Source organism: Larkinella insperata (assembly GCF_026248825.1).
In the GTDB taxonomy this organism is placed as follows: Bacteria; Bacteroidota; Bacteroidia; order Cytophagales; family Spirosomataceae; genus Larkinella; species Larkinella insperata.
Genome location: NZ_CP110973.1, coordinates 1,484,952 through 1,505,541, shown reverse-complemented (window position 1 = coordinate 1,505,541; position 20,590 = coordinate 1,484,952). Strand labels below are relative to the sequence as shown.

18 protein-coding genes are annotated in these 20,590 nt (G+C 54.9%); 11 read left to right on the top strand and 7 right to left on the bottom strand.

Annotated features, from left to right (window positions below):
• The first annotated feature begins 53 nt into the window (after positions 1–53).
• Positions 54–959, top strand: a complete 906-nt coding sequence (locus OQ371_RS06070; protein ID WP_265992891.1) for a ThuA domain-containing protein — start codon at positions 54–56, stop codon at positions 957–959.
• Between the two features lie 47 nt (positions 960–1,006).
• Here OQ371_RS06070 and OQ371_RS06065 read toward each other — a convergent pair whose 3' ends face one another.
• Positions 1,007–2,020 carry a bestrophin family protein gene (locus tag OQ371_RS06065; RefSeq protein WP_265992890.1) on the bottom strand — a complete coding sequence of 338 codons (1,014 nt, stop codon included), beginning with the start codon at positions 2,018–2,020 and terminating at the stop codon, positions 1,007–1,009.
• 119 nt (positions 2,021–2,139) lie between these two features.
• On the opposite strand from OQ371_RS06065, the gene OQ371_RS06060 reads away from it, so the two are divergent.
• Positions 2,140–3,057, top strand: a complete 918-nt coding sequence (locus OQ371_RS06060) for a pirin family protein (RefSeq protein ID WP_265992889.1) — start codon at positions 2,140–2,142, stop codon at positions 3,055–3,057.
• A gap of 92 nt (positions 3,058–3,149) precedes the next feature.
• On the opposite strand, the gene OQ371_RS06055 is transcribed toward OQ371_RS06060, so the two are convergent.
• From OQ371_RS06055 to OQ371_RS06045, 3 genes are all read right to left on the bottom strand, one after another.
• Positions 3,150–4,145, bottom strand: coding sequence for an alpha/beta hydrolase (locus OQ371_RS06055; protein WP_265992888.1), 996 nt, complete (start codon positions 4,143–4,145; stop codon positions 3,150–3,152).
• Positions 4,146–4,385: 240 nt separating this feature from the next.
• A complete protein-coding gene (locus OQ371_RS06050; RefSeq protein WP_265992887.1) occupies positions 4,386–4,850 on the bottom strand; it encodes a nuclear transport factor 2 family protein in 465 nt (154 codons plus the stop codon).
• Positions 4,851–5,045: 195 nt separating this feature from the next.
• Positions 5,046–5,288, bottom strand: coding sequence for a hypothetical protein (locus OQ371_RS06045; protein WP_265992886.1), 243 nt, complete (start codon positions 5,286–5,288; stop codon positions 5,046–5,048).
• A 55-nt stretch (positions 5,289–5,343) separates the two neighbouring features.
• Here OQ371_RS06045 and OQ371_RS06040 point away from each other — a divergent pair, with 55 nt between their 5' ends.
• A complete protein-coding gene (locus tag OQ371_RS06040) occupies positions 5,344–7,398 on the top strand; it encodes a sigma 54-interacting transcriptional regulator (RefSeq protein WP_265992885.1) in 2,055 nt (684 codons plus the stop codon).
• Between the two features lie 6 nt (positions 7,399–7,404).
• Positions 7,405–9,315, top strand: coding sequence for a tetratricopeptide repeat protein (locus OQ371_RS06035; RefSeq protein ID WP_265992884.1), 1,911 nt, complete (start codon positions 7,405–7,407; stop codon positions 9,313–9,315).
• Here the strand turns inward: OQ371_RS06035 and OQ371_RS06030 are convergent.
• Positions 9,312–10,037: an alpha/beta fold hydrolase gene (locus OQ371_RS06030; protein ID WP_265992883.1), complete on the bottom strand. Its 726-nt coding sequence runs from the start codon at positions 10,035–10,037 to the stop codon at positions 9,312–9,314. The two genes, OQ371_RS06035 and OQ371_RS06030, sit on opposite strands and share 4 nt — an antisense overlap.
• A gap of 779 nt (positions 10,038–10,816) precedes the next feature.
• On the opposite strand from OQ371_RS06030, the gene plsY reads away from it, so the two are divergent.
• The 5 genes from plsY to OQ371_RS06005 all read left to right on the top strand — a co-directional run bounded on the left by plsY (position 10,817) and on the right by OQ371_RS06005 (position 16,430).
• Positions 10,817–11,476, top strand: coding sequence for a glycerol-3-phosphate 1-O-acyltransferase PlsY (gene plsY / locus OQ371_RS06025; RefSeq protein ID WP_265992882.1), 660 nt, complete (start codon positions 10,817–10,819; stop codon positions 11,474–11,476).
• Between the two features lie 102 nt (positions 11,477–11,578).
• Positions 11,579–12,958, top strand: coding sequence for a dipeptidase (locus tag OQ371_RS06020; RefSeq protein WP_265992881.1), 1,380 nt, complete (start codon positions 11,579–11,581; stop codon positions 12,956–12,958).
• A gap of 55 nt (positions 12,959–13,013) precedes the next feature.
• Positions 13,014–13,910, top strand: a complete 897-nt coding sequence (locus tag OQ371_RS06015) for a DUF1207 domain-containing protein (RefSeq protein ID WP_265992880.1) — start codon at positions 13,014–13,016, stop codon at positions 13,908–13,910.
• Between the two features lie 4 nt (positions 13,911–13,914).
• On the top strand, positions 13,915–14,868 hold the full coding sequence (locus OQ371_RS06010; RefSeq protein WP_310586615.1) for an ABC transporter ATP-binding protein: 954 nt from the start codon (positions 13,915–13,917) through the stop codon (positions 14,866–14,868).
• A gap of 2 nt (positions 14,869–14,870) precedes the next feature.
• On the top strand, positions 14,871–16,430 hold the full coding sequence (locus tag OQ371_RS06005; RefSeq protein WP_265992879.1) for an ABC transporter permease/substrate-binding protein: 1,560 nt from the start codon (positions 14,871–14,873) through the stop codon (positions 16,428–16,430).
• Between the two features lie 27 nt (positions 16,431–16,457).
• On the opposite strand, the gene OQ371_RS06000 is transcribed toward OQ371_RS06005, so the two are convergent.
• Positions 16,458–17,471: a hypothetical protein gene (locus OQ371_RS06000; protein WP_265992878.1), complete on the bottom strand. Its 1,014-nt coding sequence runs from the start codon at positions 17,469–17,471 to the stop codon at positions 16,458–16,460.
• 276 nt (positions 17,472–17,747) lie between these two features.
• Between OQ371_RS06000 and OQ371_RS05995 the strand changes: the two genes are divergently transcribed.
• Positions 17,748–18,182: a DUF4345 domain-containing protein gene (locus tag OQ371_RS05995; RefSeq protein WP_265992877.1), complete on the top strand. Its 435-nt coding sequence runs from the start codon at positions 17,748–17,750 to the stop codon at positions 18,180–18,182.
• Positions 18,183–18,335: 153 nt separating this feature from the next.
• Complete coding sequence (locus tag OQ371_RS05990; RefSeq protein ID WP_265992876.1) at positions 18,336–19,463, top strand: carboxypeptidase-like regulatory domain-containing protein; 1,128 nt, start codon at positions 18,336–18,338, stop codon at positions 19,461–19,463.
• A gap of 4 nt (positions 19,464–19,467) precedes the next feature.
• Here the strand turns inward: OQ371_RS05990 and OQ371_RS05985 are convergent, their stop codons facing one another.
• Positions 19,468–20,547 (bottom strand): fatty acid desaturase family protein, encoded by a 1,080-nt coding sequence (locus OQ371_RS05985; RefSeq protein ID WP_265992875.1) that lies wholly within the window; start codon positions 20,545–20,547, stop codon positions 19,468–19,470.
• Between the last annotated feature and the right edge of the window lie 43 nt (positions 20,548–20,590).

Sequence of the window (20,590 nt, the reverse complement as noted above, 5' to 3'; positions counted from 1 at the left end):
CGCTCGTTCGACTTACGTAGTAGAAATTTTCCGTGACCCCAAACCGACGCTTCATGAAAACCAAACGCAGAGCTTTTTTGCAACAGACCTCCGGCTTGCTGGGCTTTTCCGGCCTGCTGGGTCTGACCGGAAACGAAGCCCTCGCCAACAGTCTGACCTCTCTTTCCGCCAAGGCTGACAAACCGTACGTTGTTTTTGTCACGGGCGACCACGAATACAGCAGCGAACTAACCTTGCCGTTGCTGGCTGCCGAACTCGAAAAAAATTACGGAATGCGGACGAAGGTTCTGAAATCCGTGCCCGACTACGCCGGGGAGAAAGACATTCCCGGTCTGGAAGCTCTGCGCGAAGCTGATCTGGCAGTTTTTTACCTGCGCTGGCGGTTGCTTCCGCAGGAACAGTTGGATTACATTGACGAATACCTGAAATCCGGCAAACCCGTGGTCGGTTTCCGGACCACTACGCACGCCTTTAACTACCCCGAGGGAGATCCCCGCCAACGCTGGAACGCCTTCGGTGAGTTTGCGTTTGGGAGTCCGCCGGGCTGGGGGGGCGCGGCCAAACACACGCACTACGGCCACAACAGCACCACCGACGTAACGATCGTTCCGGAAGCGGCCAAGAACCCGATTCTGAACGGGGTAGCGCCGTCGTTCCACGTTGCCTCCTGGCTCTACCGCGTCAAGCCCAATTATCCGGCCCAGGGATCAACGCCCCTGCTGATGGGCAAATCCGTTAACGCCGACAAAGCCGCGATTGAGAACCCCGTGGCCTGGACCTGGAAAAACCAGTGGGGCGGCCGGGCGTTCATGACGACGATGGGACACCCGGAAGATTTTCAGGTTGAATCGTTCCAGCATCTGGTGGTCAACAGCATTCACTGGGCGCTGAACAAGCCGATTCCGAAGAAATGGAAAGGCAAAATGGATATCAATGTGCCGTACGGCCATCCCAAATAAAGCCAACTGCTTTGTGCAAAACCCGGCAATCGCCGGGTTTTTTGCTGTTACATCAGAATGTTATTGATGGCCTGAACGCGTTTGGGTAAATCGGTTTCCGCGAGCATGTCGCGCAGGTCGATTTCGATGTTGCGGCAGATGGCCGTCATCGGAACGTCGTTGATGCTGTTTTCAAACGGGTTTTCGCTGGTGTCGCCCACAATTTCCATCGTGTTGAAAATCCAGGCGATGATGGTGAAAAACGGTACCGTCAGCCAGACGTGCCAGTTGCCCACTTTTGCCATTTCGGTTAGTAGACCGTAGGGCAGCACGAAGATGAACAGCCAGGTAAAAACGTAACTGAAAAAGGCGTACTGGCGGGGAAACGGAAAGGATTTGATGCGTTCGCAGGCCCCCTGCTGGTTGTAAAATTCGACCAGCATCCGCTCCAGATCAACGTGGTGAAAGTCGCTGAGCAGACCGTTTTCGCGCAGGTCCCGGAGCTGGGCCGACTGCTGGCGCATCAGAAACGTGGCTGGATTGGGGTGACGGATCAGGCTTTCGATTTCGTTCAGCGGTAAAAACCGGCTCAGCTCCTTGTCCAGACTGCACTGCCGGAAGGCCTCAATGCGCTCAACGACTTCGTGCGCCGGGTTGTGGTGCAGCTCCCAAACCGGTTTCTGGCGAAGCTGCACCCGCAGCGCCGTGATATACGCCAGATGCCGGTAAATCAGGTCTTTTCGAATCTGCTGCAACTCGCTGTCCGTCAGCGTATGAGCCGAGTGCTGGGTAGAGATGTAATCCAGAACCATGATGGCCCACGACCGGCTGGCGTTGGTGATGCTGCCCCAGATCCGACGGGCTTCCCAGAGCCGGTCGTACGATGAATTGTTTTTGAAGCCGACGTAGAAAGCCACCGCCGTACCGATCGTGGCGACGGGAACAAACGGAATGGCAAGGAACTTCCAGTCCATTTCATCGTAAAGAAAACAGATCAGGAAGGAATAACTCAGAAAAAGCAGAACAGCCCGCCAGGTAAATGGAAACAGAATAGTGAATGGAACGCGTTTGGTAGTGAACATACGTCAGGAGGTAGGTGGAGGAGGACAATATACGTTTTTGTGTCTAAATTACGCCGGGAAAGAATCCGTTTGCCTACCTTAGTCTTACTCAAACGCTCACTGCTGAACCAACCTCTTGTATGTTAGATCAGATCATCGATGCCCGGTCGGCTTCTCTTGGAAACGGTTTTAACGTCCGCCGGATTCTGCCGTACCGGCTGCGCCGGATGCTTGGGCCGTTTATTTTCATGGATCACGGCGGTCCGGTGAGTTTTTCGGCGGAACAGGCGCCGAGCATGGACGTGCTGCCCCATCCGCACATCGGTCTGTCGACGGTCAGTTATCTGTTCGACGGGCAGGTTACCCACCGCGACAGCCTGGGGGTTCGTCAGGTAATCCGCCCCGGGGAAGTCAACTGGATGACGGCGGGGCGGGGAATTGCTCACTCCGAACGGTTTGAGGACCCGGCCATGCTGGCGGGCGGATCGCTGGAAATGATTCAGACCTGGGTGGCCCTGCCCGAAGCCGCCGAGGAAAGCATACCGACCTTCGAGAATTACCAGCCGCACGAACTGCCCATTTTCACCGACAAAGGCGTCTGGCTGCGCCTTATTGCGGGAAATGCTTTCGGGTTGCAAAACGACGTTAAAACGCATTCTCCCTTGTTTTACGTGCACGTTGTTCTTCAGCCCGGTGCGCGCTTCGGCTTGCCGCAGGGCTACCCGGAACGGGGCGCTTACGTCGCCAAAGGCAGCGTGGAAGTAAACGGGCGGACCTACGGCGTTGGGCAATTGCTGGTCTTTACGCCCGGAACCGACCCCATCATCGTAGCCCGCGAAGCCAGTACGCTCATGTTGCTGGGTGGGGAGCCGCTGGGCGAACGGTTTATCTGGTGGAACTTTGTTTCCTCGCGCAAAGACCGGATCGAACAGGCCAAAGCCGACTGGCAGGCGGGTCGGATTGCCCTGCCGCCCAACGACGATAAAGAGTTTGTTCCCTTGCCCGAAGACCATTCCCGGCCCGCCGGATCGTCTCCGTCACCGCAGGCTTTTTCGTAAGAAAATAGCAAAACCCCGGTTGATGTTGATTGACCAACCGGGGTAGCGTAGTGGCCTATAGCACGGTTTTGAGGTAGGACAGACGGTATTTGTTAGCCCAGGTATTTTTTTAACTCGGCTGCGGCCTGTACAAACAGCGAACGAACCTGCGGTAAGGTGGCTAAACCATTGAGCAGCCCGAAATCGTGGATCATGCCGTTGTACCGAACCGTTGTAACGGTAACGCCGGCTTCGTCGAGTTTCCGGCCGTACGCTTCCCCTTCGTCCCGCAGGATATCTGCTTCAGCCACCTGAATCAGCGCTGGCGGCAGGCCTTTTAGCTGATCGGTCGTGGCTTGCAGGGGCGATGCGTAAATTTGCTTCCGCTCCGCCGGGTCGGTGGTGTACTGGTCATACAGCCATTTCATCAGGGAGGTTGTCAGGAAGCGGTTTTCGCCGTACCGCTGGTATGATTCGGTTTCAAAGTCGGCGTCTACGATGGGCCAGAACATGACCTGGAGTTTGATGTCCGGACCGCCTTTTTCCTTGGCCATCAGCGCCGTGACGGCCGTCATGTTACCGCCCACGCTATTGCCCACCACCGCCAGTCGGCGGCCATCCACGTTAATCTCGGCCCCGTTTTCGGCGACCCATTTCGTTGCGGCATAAATCTCCTGGATTGCCTGCGGATACTGCGCTTCCGGGCTGGGTGTGTAATTGACAAAGACGGCGCAGTAGCCCGACAAAACCACCAGGTCGCGCACCATCCGCCTGTGCGTCGGATAGTCGCCTAGCACCCAGCCTCCGCCGTGAATAAAAATAAAAACCGGCAGAACCCCTTCCATGCCTTCCGGACGGACAATGTTCAGCTTAACGGTGTAGCCGTCGGCCGTGATGGTTTTCTCCGATTCCTCAATACCGGATACGTCTACTTCTACGGAAGCCTGGGCGCCTACCAGCACTTTCCGGGCCTCCGCAGGCGACAGGGTTTCGAGTGGGGGACCGCCAGCGGAGTTAAGTGCGGCTAAAAAAACTTTGGTTTGTTCGGAAACTGCCGGATCATCGGCTACCGCCAGGGGGACTACTTTGGAATGAATTGCGCTTGTCATACCGCTAGATTGGATTGGTGAAAAAAGATACGTCGCTCAGAGCAGGGCCATTTGTATGCCAGTGGCTTGTTTACGGAGCAAATCGTGAAAAAGCGCCGAATCCAGACCGTAGGAGCCGCCTAAGGGCTACGGAAAGACGGTTGTACACGAATACCACTCTCCGAATCCGCTGGAGATTTTCGGAAAACTCCAAAACTTCCGGAGTCTGGGCAACGCGACGGGCGGTATTCACAACGAGGATCAGAACGTGCTTTCCGGATCGGCCGCCGAGGTGCTGTTCTGGGAGGTGAGGCCGGTTGCTGCCCGGTGGAGGTCCAGCAGTAGCCGGGCCGTATCCCAGTAAAAAATCCGCAGTTCGACAATGGTGCGGTCCCGCACCCGCCACTGGTCCACAAATGGAAAAACGCTGGTAGCCTCCGCTCCCGGAAGGGTGACCTCAAATTCGCCCGATACAATCAGAAGGTCGTCGGAAGCGTTCTCCGGAAGATAATAGTGCTGAGGTCGCACAATCGGTGTTTGCCAGGTTTGCATTGCCTTCGAGAGCATGGAAACGTAGCCGTCACGACCCAGATAGGCGCCCCCGAACGGCAGGGATTCGGGAACGTACACCCGGATGTGTTCGTCCAGAACCGGGAGCACTTTGCTTAAATTTCCCCGGGCGATGTGGTCATAAATTTCTTCGATGAGGTGCTTTGAAGAAGCCATAGTGACTGAGAGGAACGGTATGGGTTCGTTCTGTATCAAGGGGAATGCCAGCTTTTGGCGAAGGAGAGCTCCAACAAAATACCGTGCGTATTCCGACCTGATCGGTGTTTCTCCAGAAAATCTGGAGTTATCCAGAAGTTTTGGAGGGTTTCTCCAAAACTCAAATGAATTTGAAAGTCGGTATTTACCAGCTCATTAGCACTCCAATTCAGAGGTTTTTAGACGATCGGATTTCTTATTTAGATTGACTATCAGACTTTTACCTGCTACATTCGTCCAGGAAATTTGACTGCATCCGGCACTAGCCAGAACGCCCAATGATGCCGGCTTGTCGACTCGGGAAAGGAGCAGAAAGGGTTTAATTCTTGCTGTTTTCCTGAAGCCGCGCTGCGAATCAGCGGCTTCAATTGCTTTTCTGATGATTTCCTTGCTTTTCACGGGTCGCCGGGCGGGTTATCGTTTGCTTATTTCTTGAAAAACCTCTTTTCAGACCATGCAAAAACCAATCAATACGCCACTGGCCTCGACCGTCGACTGCCATGTCCTCATCGTCGAAGACGAATTTGTGATTGCGAACGATTTGAGTCTGATTCTGGGCGGAGCGGGGTATTCCGTGTTGGGCGTGTCTGAATCAGTGGCCGAAGCCCGGGGCATGATCGGCCAGCGGAAGCCGGATATGGTTTTGCTGGATATCTACCTGAAAGGCCAGGAAACCGGCATTGACCTGGCCAAAGAACTGGAAGACAGTACCATCCCGTTTATTTTTATTTCGGCCAACGACAACCGCAGTATTCTCGAACAGGTAAAAGCCACACAACCCAGCGGTTACATTGTAAAGCCGTTTCGGGAAAAAGACATTCTGACGACGCTGGAAATCGGACGCTACCGGCATGCGCACAGCGCGGAACTGAAGCTGCGCGAAGAAAAGGCCCTGCAAATCGCCCTGACCGACGCCCTGTCGGAAAAGGAGCCCTGGGAAACCAAGCTGCTGAAGGCTGCGCAACTGCTTCAGCCGCACATCCCGTTCGATTACCTGACCATTCGGCACCAGAAAGCCGCATCCGAGCACACGTACAGCTACTACCGGGTGGGATTTGAAGAATACCAGATTATTCGCGAAACCGATTTTCTGCACCTTACCAAAACGACGCCCGAGCAACTGTTCCGGATGCAGACCAGCTTGGTTTTCGAAGGGGCGGGCCGCTACAATCAGGAAGCGTTCGACCGGTTGAGCCAGCAGAATCCTTTCATCCACCTGCTGGCAACCAACTTCCGGCTGCAATCGGCGCTGGTGGTGCCGCTGAAAACCGGGCAGGCCGAAACGTTCACGATTACTTTTCTCAGCCGCCAGCCCGAGACCTACCTGGGCCGTCACCTGGCGCTGCTCGAACGGCTGGAGCAACCCATGCTGCTGACGCTGGAGCGTGTTCTGGCGTTTGAGGAAGTGGCCCGGCTTAGTGAGCAGCTCCAACGGGAAAATTCTTACCTGCTGGAAGAGGTCAAAACCGCGGCTAATTTCGAGGAAATCATCGGAACCAGTCAGCACCTGCTGCGGGTGTTCAACCAGGTATCGCAGGTGGCACCCACCGATACAACGGTGTTGATACTGGGTGAAAGCGGAACGGGAAAAGAGCTTTTTGCCCGGGCCATCCACAATCTGTCGTCGCGCAAAGACAAAATTCTGGTCAAGATCAACTGCGCGGCCCTGCCCGCAACGCTGATTGAGTCGGAGTTGTTCGGGCACGAAAAGGGCGCATTCACGGGGGCGCTGGACCGGCGTATCGGCAAGTTTGAACTGGCCAAAGGCGGCACTATTTTTCTGGACGAAATCGGGGAAATGCCGCTGGAGCTTCAGGCCAAGCTGCTGCGGGTGTTGCAGGAAAAGGAGATTGAGCGCGTGGGTGGGAATACGCTGATTAAAACCGACGTGCGGGTTATTGCCGCCACCAACCGGCAGTTGGAGAAGGAAGTGGCCGAGGGTCGTTTTCGCATGGATTTGTACTTTCGGTTGTCAACGTTTCCGATTCACCTGCCGCCGTTGCGCGAACGAAAGAGCGACATACCGTTGCTGGCGACATTTTTCGCGCAGAAGTCGGCCCGCAAGCTTGGCAAACCGTTTTGTGGCATCAACGACCGGGTGTTGGGCGAACTGGTTAACTACTCGTGGCCGGGTAACATCCGCGAGCTGGAAAACGTCATCGAACAGGCCGTTATCTTGAACAACGGCCAGACTCCGCTGGAACTGGGCCGGCCGCTGGTGAGTGCGTTTTCGGTCAACCTGCTGGCGTCCGGTTCGGGGGAGAACGGCCGGGATGCCGGGGCCTTACCGTCTGCGCAGCCCCGCGATCTGCTGGATGTCAAGCAGATTCAGCAGGAAACCGAACGGGAGTACATTCTGGGTATTCTGAAGCAGACCAACGGACGCATCCGCGGCAACGGCGGGGCCGCCGAACTCCTCAATCTGAAACCCACGACGCTGGAATACCGCATGGAAAAGCTGGGTATCCGAAAAGTTCTGACCGTCTACAACCCGGACGCGGTTTCCTGATCGGCTATGCAGTATAAACGGATTGTTTTTTTTATCGTCAGTGCGGTTTGCGGCTTCCTGGTTCCGGGGCCGCCGGTGGCCGGGCAAAAGCCGAAAAACATGGCGGAACTGGAGCGACTGGTGAAGCAGTATCGCTATCACAAACCGGATTCGGCCACCTATTTTGCGCAGCAAGGAATGGCACTGGCCCGGCGGCAGAAAGACAGTACGGGTGTGGCCCGGATGCTGGTTCAACTGGGAATGATCGACGACAATCAGGGGCAGTACGAACAGTCGGAGAAGAAATACCGGCAGGCGCTGGCCCTGTTCAGAAAAGCGGGGGAAAAGAAGAGCATCGCGACCGTTACCATCCGCATCGGCGTTGTTCACCTGCGAAACGGGAACTACGACGAAGCCATCCGCCACTTTCTACAGGCGTTGAAAACGTCGGAAGGAATCGGAGATGCGTTTGGGCAGATGGAGGCCAACTACAGCATTTCCTGGGCTCACCTCGACCAGCAACATTATGACCAGGCCCTGCGGTATTTGAAAATTGCAGAACGGTATGACGAACGGCTTCCGTTTTCAAATATTTCGCTCAACATCTGCAACCACTTTGGGGTCATTTACCGGCAGACGGGCGACCTGAAAACCGCTAAACACTACCTGGAAAAAGGCATTCGGCTGAGTAATAACAAGCTGGAGTACCAGGGGCTAAATATCACGTTAATCAATAACCTGGCGGCCGTTTACGCCAAAGAAGGCCAAAAAGAAAAAGCCATTCAGCTGCAGGAGCAGGCACTGGCCCGGTCGAGAGCAATTGATAATTACCTGCGGGAGTTGCAGTCGCTGTTTGGTTTGGCAAAAACGTACGGAAACGATAACCTGCCTAAAGCCGTTTTTTACGCCAGACAGGCGGTTTTGCTGGCCAGAGCCAAAGGCGCGCACCGGCAGGAGATGCGTTACCTGAAAGATTTGACGGGCTTTTATAAAGCGCAGAGCAATTATAAAGAAGCCCTGACGACCAAAGAGCGCGAACACGCCTTGGCCGACAGTTTTTTTTATAAGTCCATGTCGGAGCACATCGATGCCCTGAAATCAGAGTATGAGCTGAGTAAGTCCAGAGATCGCATCAAGCAACTGAATCTCATCAATAAACAAAATGAGCTGGAACTAGGGCGGTCGAGTTTGATCCGAAACGTTACGTTTGCCGGTATTACGCTGCTGCTCATTATTTTAGGGCTGTTGTACAACCAGTCCCGAATCAACCAGCGCAACAACCGGGAGATCGCCCAGAAAAATCAGTCACTTCAATCCCTGGTGGAAGAAAAGGAGTGGCTGCTCAAGGAAATTCACCACCGGGTGAAGAACAACCTGCAAATTATCACGAGCCTGCTCAACTCCCAGTCCATTTACCTGAAAGACAAAGCGGCCCTTTCGGCCATCCGGGAAAGCCAGAACCGGGTACACGCCATGGCGTTGCTGCACCAGAATCTCTACCAGTCCGAGCGGCTGTCGAGCATTCCGATGGACCGGTACATTGCCGACATTGTTGATTACCTGATCGACTCCTTCGAATACCGCAGCAGGCTCAAAAAGCAGTTGGAGGTAACGACGGTCGAGCTGGATGTCACCCTGGCCGTTCCGCTGGGACTGATTATCAACGAAGCCGTCACCAATTCGCTGAAGTACGCTTTTTTGCCGGATCAGGACGCCCTCATCGCCATTGCCCTGCACGCGGAGAATGGCAACGCCTACCGGTTGCGCATCCGCGACAATGGGGTTGGTTTACCGATCGACTTTGATCCCCGTCAGAGCCGTAGCCTGGGCCTGACTCTGATTCGGGGATTGAGCAAGCAGATTGGCGGTACCCTTGAGGTCACCAGCCAGGACGGTGTGCAAATTGAGCTGACGTTTGGTCAGAACCCTCTTGCCTAAACCCGTCCGGCGGCTTCCAGGATAACGGCCGCAACGGCTTCCGGCTGGGCCAGCATGGCCACGTGGCTGGTGCTGACTTCCACGGTGGAGGCATTCAGTTTCTTCGCCAGCGTTCGTTCCAGATCCGGGTTAATCATGCGGTCATTGGCCGCTACAACAAACCACGACGGCTTGTGTTTCCAGGCGGCTTTCGTGATTTTCTCCGTCAGAGCCGTAAAGGCTTGGGGGCCCTGAGTAGCCAGAATCAGTTTCTGTTCGGCTTCGGGCAAATCCTGGGCGAAGTCTTCAAAAATTCCCTGGGGCGACATGCTGACGAACCCGTACGCATCCGGGCGGATCTGGTCGTTACCGGGAGTCGCCGGGGCGGTTTGTACCACATCCAGAAACGACTGCCCTTCGTCGGGAGCCACCGCGGCTACGTACACCAGCCCGGCCACCTTATCGTGGTTTCCGGCCTGCGTAACAACGACCCCGCCCCAGGAGTGGCCCACCAGCAGGACCGGGCCGTCCTGCAATTCAATCGCCCGCTGGGTGGCAGCTACGTCGTCGCCCAGCGACGTGAGCGGGTTTTGCACCGCCAGCACATGCAGCCCTTTGGCCTCCAGCAGCGGAATTACTTTGGACCAGCTTGAGCCATCGGCCCAGGTGCCGTGTACCAGAACTACGTTTTTTACGCCGGCCGAAACCGCTTGATCGGTTGTTTCAGGGATTGGATTTGTCATTGTCAGGTTGATTAAATGATCCGATTTTTCGTGTATTCAAATGGCTTAGCTCCGATGAATGACAAACGCGCCGGTCCCAGACAGAAGGGGTTGGGCTTGCGTCGTTTTCGGAATTATTTCAGGTATTCCCGCAGCATCCTGACTCCCTTGAACTGGAGATGAGGCTCCTGGACGGCTTTCCGCTGATGCGGCAATCGGCTTCCGGAGCAGTCATGAGTTGAAGGAATCGTGGTAACCGAGTTTGTTGATGAGGGTGGTGTGGATGCCGGAAAACGCGCGCTCTGATAAACATCCCTGGCTATGTTGACCTGGCGATTTTTGTGCCAGAAAGACCAGCCATGCACAAGACCTTAAAAAGGGGCGAATTAGGCCTGTTTTTCCAGAATGGGAGGGAACTGGTGAAGGGAACGGGTTGCCAGACACTCCGGAATTTCTGGAGTTCTTTTTTACTCCTCCAAAACTTCCGGATACCAACGGGCGTTTTTAAAGGGTATGACTTAAGTCCAATTCTTTTCTGAAAAGTAGGACTCAGCGTTGTTTTTAGCGATTAAGGCCATTTTTTTCGGATGATTTAGTTGGTATTAAATGAATATTTTTCATTGTTTGTGTGTTATTACAAGGTAGCAGCATCCATTTTTTAGTTAAATTTGTCGTTCGGTAGCTGATACCGCCCACCAAGAATTTCTACGTTAAGAGTCTTTGCGCACCCGGTTTCCGGGTGGTTCTGTATTAATTATTACTCAATGTCAGTCGCACCGCCGAAGCGGTAGATTTCTTGAATGAACGTGTTATTGATTATTGCAACGACGTTATTCGCTTACTTGCTGGGTTCAATTCCGACCGCCGTTTGGTATGGTGAAGGTTTTTTTGGATTAGACATTCGCAACTACGGAAGTGGTAATGCCGGCGCCACGAACACATTTCGGGTGCTGGGCAAACGGGCCGGAACCATCGTGATGCTGATCGATGTGCTGAAAGGCTATACCGCCACCATCTTATCTTCGCTGCTGTGGTATTTTGACGTCATCGGCACCCACGAAATTCTGACTTTTAAGCTGGTTTTTGGTTTGGTGGCCGTTATCGGGCACTGTTTCCCGGTGCTGGCCGATTTTAAGGGCGGGAAAGGCGTCGCTTCCCTGCTGGGCATGGTGCTGGCGATTCACCCGGAAGTGGCTGCGGTTTGCATCGGTATTTTCCTGGTCGTGGTTATTGCTTCCCAATACGTTTCGCTGGGTTCTATGACGGCGGCTCTGGCTTTCCCGGTTCTGCTGCTATTGCAGGCATTCGGGCAAAAAGAACACCCGCTTCTGATTGTATTTGGCGTATTGGTTTTTCTGTTTGTGGTATTGACCCACCAGAAAAATATTACCCGGCTGCTGAACGGGGAAGAAAACCGGACCCGGCTGATTAAATTCCGGAAGAAAGAAGACGAGGAATAAGTTTCAAGATAGAAGAATTGCATGACGCCCCGAAGTGATTAACTTCGGGGCGTTGTTTTTTATGGTCTTTTCTTCGTCAATCCGACGAAAACCGGTAACTCTATGCTATCAACTTATTTTGCAGAACATAAAGAGCGGTTTCTAGCCGAACTGTTCGAGCTGCTGCGGATTCCGTCCGTCAGCGCCGATTCTAAATTCAAACCGGACATGCTCCGGGCGGCCGAGTTTATCAAAGAAAAACTGGCAACGGCTGGCCTGGACAACGCCGAGATTCACGAAACCGAAGGCCATCCGGTGGTGTACGCCGAAAAACTGATTGACGATACCCTGCCGACGGTGTTGGTCTACGGCCATTACGATGTCCAGCCCGCCGATCCCTACGAACTCTGGAATACCCCGCCGTTTGAACCCACCATCCGAAACGAACGCATCTATGCCCGTGGTTCCTGCGACGACAAAGGGCAATTTTACATGCACGTGAAGGCCCTCGAAGCCATGCTGGCCACCGGAAATCTGCCCTGCAACGTCAAGGTGATGATTGAGGGGGAGGAAGAAACCGGCTCGGAGCACCTGGGCAAATTTGTAACCGATAACCGCGAGAAACTGAAGTGCGACGTGATCCTGATCTCGGATACGAGCATTATCGCCAACGATGTGCCGTCGATTGAAGCCGGTTTGCGGGGACTGTCGTACGTCGAGGTGCAGGTGGTTGGCCCCAACCGCGATCTGCATTCGGGCGTCTACGGTGGTGCCGTGCAAAACCCGCTCAATGTGCTGTGTCAGATGATTGCTTCGTTGCACGACGACAAAGGCCGCATTACAATACCCGGTTTTTACGACAAGGTAGACGAACTGAGTGCCGACGAACGGGCTGCGCTGGCCGAAGCACCGTTTGATGAGGAAGAATACAAACGCGACCTGGGTCTGAACGCGGTTTTTGGTGAAGAAGGCTACTCGGCAACCGAACGGGCTTCCATCCGGCCCACGCTGGACTTGAACGGGATCTGGGGCGGCTACACCGGCGAAGGGGCCAAAACCGTTCTGCCGAGTAAAGCGCAGGCTAAAATCAGCATGCGGCTGGTGCCCAATCAGGACCCCGATGAAATTACCGAACTCTTTACCCAGCATTTCAAAAGTATTGCCCCGCCAACGGTAACGGTGACGGTGACTCCGCACCACGGTGGTCAGCCGTACGTAACGCCCACCGATTCGGTTGAGTTTGAAGCCGCCCGGCGCGCCTTTCGCGAAGCCTGGGGGAAAGACGCCATCCCAACCCGGGGCGGGGGGAGTATCCCTATCGTAGCGCTGTTTGAAAAAGAACTAGGCGTTAAATCCATTCTAATGGGCTTCGGGCTGGACATTGACGCGCTGCATTCGCCAAACGAAAGCTACGGATTGTTTAATTTTTACAAGGGAATCGAAACCATTCCCTACTTCTACAAGCACTACGCCGAACTGAAGCAGACGGTTGTAGACGCCTAAGACAACGTTTTCTGTTACCATACCTCCGGCCCGAAACCGGAGGTTTTTTTACGCAATGAACCCTTATTTGCTGTCTTTTTTTGCGGTTTTCTGGTCGGTTTGTGCGCTGGCGCAGGAAGCGCCCGATACGGTAGTGATCCGCCAGTCCACACCGATCCGGGCCAGCTACCCGCGCCGGGAATTCCTGCCGAAGGGGCACCTGTTCGAACCCATCATGCTCGACCCCATCGAAGCCCAGACCAGCGTGAGCGTGCTGCCGGGTTACTGGATGGACGGTACGAAATACAACGGCTCCATTGTTCCGTTTGTGTTCGGGCTTCGGAAACCGGTTTTTCGCTGGTACAAATCCGCCGAACGCAGCAGTGAAGTTTCCTTCGACGTGGCTTCGTTTACGCAGTTTGAAGTTTATCACGATCCGGTCCAGAACAAACAGCGCCGTCAGCTGATGAATACCGATTACCGGCTGAGCTTTCTTTACAACCTCAAAGTCCGGCACCACAGCTGGCGGTTCCGGCTGTATCACCTGTCGTCGCACCTGGGTGACGATTACCTGATCCGGAACCAGATCAATTATTACCTGCCCAACCCGGTCAATTACGAAGTGGTCGATGTGACCTATAACCACGAACGAAACGGGCTACGGAAGTACGTCGGCGTCGGTATCGGGCTGCGAAAGCCGGAAGAACGCAAACGGTTGAGTGCCGAAGCGGGGTTCTTTTACCGCAAACCGTCGTCTGCTTTCGCCCGGCTGGCCGGTGGGGCGGATCTGAAAGTCTGGCAGCAAACCGATTTTCGACCCGGTATCAAAGCCGGTATCGGGCTGGAGCTGGGCCGCACGGCCAACAACCTGACGTTCCTGCTCGAAGGCTACACGGGTTTCCGTCCTTACAGCGTCTACGAACAGCAGAAAACCCGCTGGTTTGGCATTGGCGTCTACTTCAACCCCATCTGACAGCATGATCAACGTCCGGCACCTGACCAAGCGCTACCCCAACCATACGGCGGTTGAAGACGTTTCGTTTTCGGTGCAGGAACGGGAAACGCTGGTTTTGCTGGGCACGAGCGGTTCGGGCAAAACGACCACGCTCAAGATGATCAACCGCCTGATTGAGCCGACCTCGGGAACGGTGGAAATCAACGGCATCGACACGCTGCAGCAGGTTCCGCACGAACTAAGCCGCACCATCGGTTACGTGGTGCAGGAAACGGGCCTGTTTCCGCACTACACGGTGGGGGAAAACATCGCCATCGTGCCCCGGCTGTTGCAGTGGAACAAAAACCGCATCCGCAACCGTACGTACGAACTGCTGGCCATGCTTCGCTTACCGGAAAAGCAGTTGAATGCCTACCCGGATCAGCTCAGCGGAGGACAGCGGCAGCGCGTTGGGCTGGCCCGGGCGCTGGCCGCCAACCCGCCGATTCTGCTCATGGACGAACCCCTGGGGGCACTGGATCCCATCACCCGCGCTGAAATCCGGCAGGAATTTCGGAATCTGGACGAGTTGCGCCGGAAAACCGTCGTGCTGGTGACCCACGACGTTCGGGAGGCCCTGGAACTGGGCGACCGCGTCGGCGTGATGGACAACGGGCGGCTGCTGCAACTCGGCACGCCGAAGGAATTGCTGCTGCAACCGGCCCATACCTTCGTTCGACGGTTTTTCGGCGATCAGGTGCTGGCGTTTCAGTTGCAGGTAATTACGCTGCACGACATCACCCCGTATATTCTGCCCGAATCACCCGAACCGGACGCCATTGCGTTGCAACCGGCGATGAGTCTGAATGATGCCTTAATGCAATTGACCAAAACCGGTTCGGGGTCGGGGGCGCTGCGGGTTGGCGACTGGTCCATCCGAATCCGGGCGGCTGATATTTGGTCGGCCCTGCAGCAACTCGTTCCGAAATCATCGTAATCATGCGGGAATTTTTCGACTTCGTGGTTCAGCAGAGTGACAAGCTGATGGAACAGACGCTGACGCACATCGGCCTGACGTTTCTGTCGCTCTGCCTGGCCCTGCTGATTGGCCTGCCGGTGGGCATTCTGATTACCTACCGGCCCAAAGTGGCGGCTGTTTTGCTGGCGTTGGTCGGGGTTCTGCAAACCATCCCGAGCATTGCCTTGCTGGGTTTCCTGATTCCAATTCTGGGCATTGGGAGCTGGCCCGCTATTATCGCCCTGTTTCTGTACGCGCTGCTGCCGATTGTCCGGAATACCTACGTCGGGATTCGGGAAGTGAGCCCGGCGCTGAAAGAAACCGCCCGGGGTATGGGCATGACGCCCGGGCAGGTGCTGACCCGACTCGAACTGCCGCTGGCCCTGCCGGTTATTTTTGCCGGGATTCGCACGGCAACGGTGATTAACGTGGGCGTGGCCACGCTGGCGGCCTACGTGGCGGCTGGCGGGCTGGGTGAATTTATCTTTGGCGGGATTGCGCTCAACAACCCCAACATGGTGCTGGCGGGCGCGATTCCGGCGGCTCTGCTGGCGGTTCTGTTCGATTTTCTGCTGGCCCGTCTGCAACAATTGCGGGGCTTGCAGTTGCGCCGGGTGGCGCTGGTTTTTCTGCTGCTGGCGCCGGTTCTGTCCGGGTTTTACTGGTTGCCGGGTGGTAATTCGGGTGGTTTAGTCGTTGGCTTTGCGCACGAATTTTACGGTCGGGCCGACGGGTACCCCGGCTTGGTCCAGGCGTACGGGCTGCGGCTGACTCCCCGGCTGATCGACCAGAATCTGATGTACGAAGCTATCCACCGCGGGCAGGTTGATATGATCAGCGGCTATTCAACCGACGGACGGATCAAGGCGTTTGATCTGCGGGTTCTGGACGACAACAAAAACGCGTTCCCGCCTTACCAGGCCGCGCTGGTGGTGCGGCAGGCGGTTCTGGACCAGCATCCTGACTTGGCGGAAACGCTGCATCTGTTGGACGGCAGGCTCTCGGACGCGGCCATGACGGCGTTAAATTACCGTGCTGATTACCGGCACGAATCGCCCGAAGTTGTGGCCCGGCGGTTTTTGACGGAACAAAAGCTACTGCTTCCGCCGGGCCGGAAAGCACGGCAGGGACGGGTCGTGATCGGTACGAAAATCTTCACGGAACAGTACATTCTGGCCGAAATTCTGCGGCAGTTGCTCGAAAACCGTACGGCGCTGGAAGTGATCACCAAAACCGGCCTGGGCGGCACTCAAATCTGTTTCAATGCGTTGAAGGCCGGGCAGATTGACTTATACCCCGAATACACCGGCACGGGTTTACTCGTCATTCTGCAACCTCCCCCGGCCCTGGCCGACTCGCTGAAAGCCGACCGGAAAGCGGTTTATCAATACGTCAGCCGCGAGTTCCAGAATCGCTATAAACTGAACTGGCTGGCGCCCCTGGGGTTCAACAACACCTACGCCCTGATGATGCGCCGGGGACAGGCCGACCGGCTGGGTATCCGGTCGATTTCGGATTTAAAGCGGTATCTGGATCAATAGCTTTTTGGGCGCGGCAACGCAGGGGAGTTACATCCGGTACGACTTTAACCACTGGTTGAGCACCGTCGTACTTTGAAAAGCCGTTAGCTCGCTTTTGAGGTTTTTAATGGCCCTTTTCAACTCCTGCACGTCTGCTTTCAGCCGGTGTTCCAGGCTGGCGGGCGAGACGGTCACTGGTAGGGTTCTGCCGCTCAGGACCGATAGTCGCCACTGCAAACTGGCTACCTGCTCGGCCAGTTCCTGCGTCTGTTGGTTCAAAATTTTGTTGTAATACTTCACCTGTTGTTCGGCCAGCGTTTCGAGGTGGTCTTGGTCGATCCGGTTAAACTCCAGTTGCAGCCGCAGCAGCGCCATCAGATCACTTTTTTCGTAGGCTTCCGTAATGCGTTGCATGATTTCGGTTTTGCGCAGCTTCTCGGTTTCGTCCGGTTCGCGGTCGGGGTGGAATGCCTTGACCAAATCCATATATACTGTTCGCACGGCTTTGGTGGTGTTTCGTTCTTCCAGCTGTTTTCTGGCTTCCCGATCCAGTTTTTTCTGGCTTTTAGGGCGCGGGGGAGGTTGTTGTTCGGCCTGCCACGGCTCTTCCTCCAGGGGCGCTGGTGGCTCTTCCGGCGGTTGTCTGACGGATTTCGGCTCTTCGGCCGAACGGGCCGCGGTATCGAAGCCGTCAGGGTCGTATTTGTCGTAGAGCGGTTTCAGTTCATTAAAACCGTACTCGGCAATCAAATCAAACGCCAGATGCCGAATCAGGTCCGCCAGTTTTTTGCGTTCGTTGGCCTTGAACTCTCCGGATTCGTACGCCCGGTCGAAGAGGTGCACCAGACTGGCCTGTTGCTGGTGGTATTCCCGTTGGAGGGGAAGCAGTTCGGTCTGAATACGCTGTTCAATCCGGTCCGAGGCCGCCCGGTATTCCGCCAGTTCCTTTTCCAGCGTCTCGATCTGCTGGGTCAGGCGGTTAAACTCCCTTTGGGATTTGGATAGATTGGCTTCATTTTTCGCACTCCCAATTCGGATGAGCTGTTGCGGTATGTGTTTCATGGGAGTTGCAAAAGATTAATGTCAGTAGGCGGCTTCTCCTCCTGGAATGATAACCGCTCCGGGCTAATGCGGTTTAAGGAAAACTTCAGCGCCAGAAAGGTGATGAGGACAAGAATCAGCGTGTAAACAAAGACCTCGGCTTTCAATTTTACGAAAGTAGGCGGCTTCTGATTACGGTGGTAACCCGATTGCAAATTTAAATATTGGTCAGCACCAACATTTAATGCCAATAAGCTCCGCAATTTTGCTTCGTAAACAACAACAACGACAAAGCACATGAAAACACAACAATTTCTCAAACGAGCCGCCCAGGGGTTTATCTTAATTTCGGCACTGGCCCTCTTATCGGTTAGCGTAATGGCCTTTTCCGACCCGCAATCGGTCATGGACCTGGTACACGTGAAGTTAACCAATACCGATGCTTTCAGCTCCATCCGGGGGGTATACGGGGGCGTCGGTCTGACTATTTTCATCAGTCTGCTCTATCTGATGGTAAAAGACGTCAACAAAGGGCTGGCTTTCCTGAGCCTTCTGTGGGGCTTTTACGCCCTGTCGCGCGCCATCACCATCTTTGCCGAGGGGGCGCTGGGCGATTTCGGGCGGCAATGGATTGTCACCGAATCCGTGTTATTCACCCTCGCCGTGGCGCTGCTATGGGCCAATAGCCGGGCGACGGCCCCTGCGGCTTCGTTGCGCGTAAGTCACTCCTGAAATCACACTTTACAACTAAACTATTAGTTATTTACTTTGATTTTTGCCATCTTGGGACCGTTGCCCGACGCGACGGTCCCGGATTTGGACAGCCGAACTGCGACAGAAGCCAGGTGACCTACGGGGTTGGAAAACGGCGGGACGGATTGGAAGATGGTAAAAAAGATCATAGTGCGCTGGCTGACTGGCTATTTACTCCTGATTACAAACGGCTTACTGGCTCAGCCTTCCTTGCAGGGAGTGGTGGTGAGTGGTGATAACGGGGAGCCGCTGCCCTCGGCCAATGTGTTTCTGGCAAACACAACCAAAGGAACGGTTACCGATAACAGCGGGAAATTCCGGATCACCCAATTGCCTCCCGGTCGCTTTGATTTGGTGGTTTCGTACGTCGGTTTTGAAACGCTGGTCATTCCGATTCATACCGACAGCCTGAAGTATTACCGCATCCTTCTTACGCCTTCCGCGAACCAACTGGCGGAAGTAAAGATAAAAGCCCGGCGCGACCCGGACTGGGAACAAAACCTGGCATTTTTTCGGAAGAATTTCATCGGGCAGAGTGTCAACGCGGCCCGGTGCCGCTTGCTGAATCCGGAAGTGCTCTGGTTTGACGACGACCGGGCAAACCTGCGCCTGACGGCCGGTGCCCGCGAACCCTTGCTGATCGAAAACCAGGCCCTGGGCTACCGGCTTAAGTACCAGCTCGAATCGTTCGTGTTTGATTCCCGGCAAAAAGCCGTTACCTACCTGGGTTACCCCGTGCTGGAAGCGATGGTACCCCGTAACGCCCGGCAACAAAATCGCTGGCTTGCCAACCGCCGGAAAGCTTATCTGGGTTCCACCATGCATTTCATGCGGGCGCTGCATCGGCGTTCGCTGGCCGAAGACGGTTTTTTGGTGCAGCGAATCGTGGAGAAGCCGGATACCGTTCGATCAAAGCCCCAAACGGTTCGTTATCTGATTCGGGATACGCTGCGCTATGCCGGCCTGCTGAATCTGGAGGTGTCGACGGCTACCCAGACCCGGCTGCAAATGGACGGCTTGTTTCAGGTTACGTATCAGCACGAAAAAGAAGATCTGGCCTACCTGAGAATGCAACGCCCGTTTGGCCCTCCGCCCCGGGCGGGTGGTGCGCAGACCAGCGTTGTTCACATGCTGAATCCGTTTGTCGACATTGAAGCCAACGGCAATTTTTACGAACCGCTCGGAATTCTGGTGGAAGGTTACTGGAGTTGGGAGAAAATCGCTGAATTGTTACCGCTGGATTACGAACTTTCTCCCTAACTTTTCAGACGGTAACGGCTTTTTTCTTTTTGACTGGTGCTTCGCTCCACTCGCGGATCGGTTGCAGCCGGTATTTCATCAATTCAATGATTTCCTGCTCGTTCTGAAACGTGCCGTTGACGTTCACCACGTGCTGGGCCAGCCGGTCGTAACGCTTTTTCATGAGCAGAAAGAAGACCTGGCCAAAGTCGAGACCGTCGAAAATGATTGCCTTGTTGGACGCGTACTGATCGATGGTTTTCATGAAAAAGTGCGGGTGCTCGCTCCAGTGCATGGCCGGGCGGCAGTGGTGGCTGATGTGGTAGCCATCGTTCCAGCACAGGCGGTTGTATTTTACGTTGATGCAGGTGATGCTGTTTTTGTAGGCATTGGCCGGGTCGGTACTGTCGACAAAGGCGTGCTGCGTCCAGTTACCGATCATGCTGATGATCCGCGTAAACACAAACGGAATCAAAAACACCACAATCGTTGCCGGAGCGTTCAGCCAGAGCAGCAGACCGCACATCACCGCAAAGGAAATTTCACCGCTCATGGCTTTAATCGCCATCTTCTGGCGGTTTTTACGCCGGAGGTAACCAATCAGCGTAAAAACGCCTGTAAATAAAAAAGTGGTCAGGTAGTGCAAAAAGCCTTTGACACTGTCGCGCTGGTAGGGCATGGTGGTGCTCAGGTCTTCGGGCATGTTGTTTTCGGGGTGGTGCATTCCGATGTGGTGGCCCACATAGGTTTCCGGCGTCATGCCGAAGAACAGGGCCATACCCGTCGGCATGTAGTAACTCAACAGACGGTATTCCCGTTTGAACAACGGACGGTGGGCCGCACAGTGTCCCATCAGTCCGAATGGACCTTTGTAAATAAAATACGTGACCAGATAAGCCACCGCTATCATCCACCATACCCAACCGGAAATGGCCGGGATGAACAGCAGAATACCCAGCGGTATCAATGTGAGGGTAATCCGCAACGTCAGATGAACAAACGGCAAATCGCGGGGATCACGGATAAAACGCGCCAAAAAGCGATCGAAAGTGTTGGAGGGTTGAGCAACGGAAGTCGGGTCTTGGATAGCCGGAAGCACTCTCATTAGTGAACAGATTACAATAAAACGTTGAGTAAGGTACGTATTT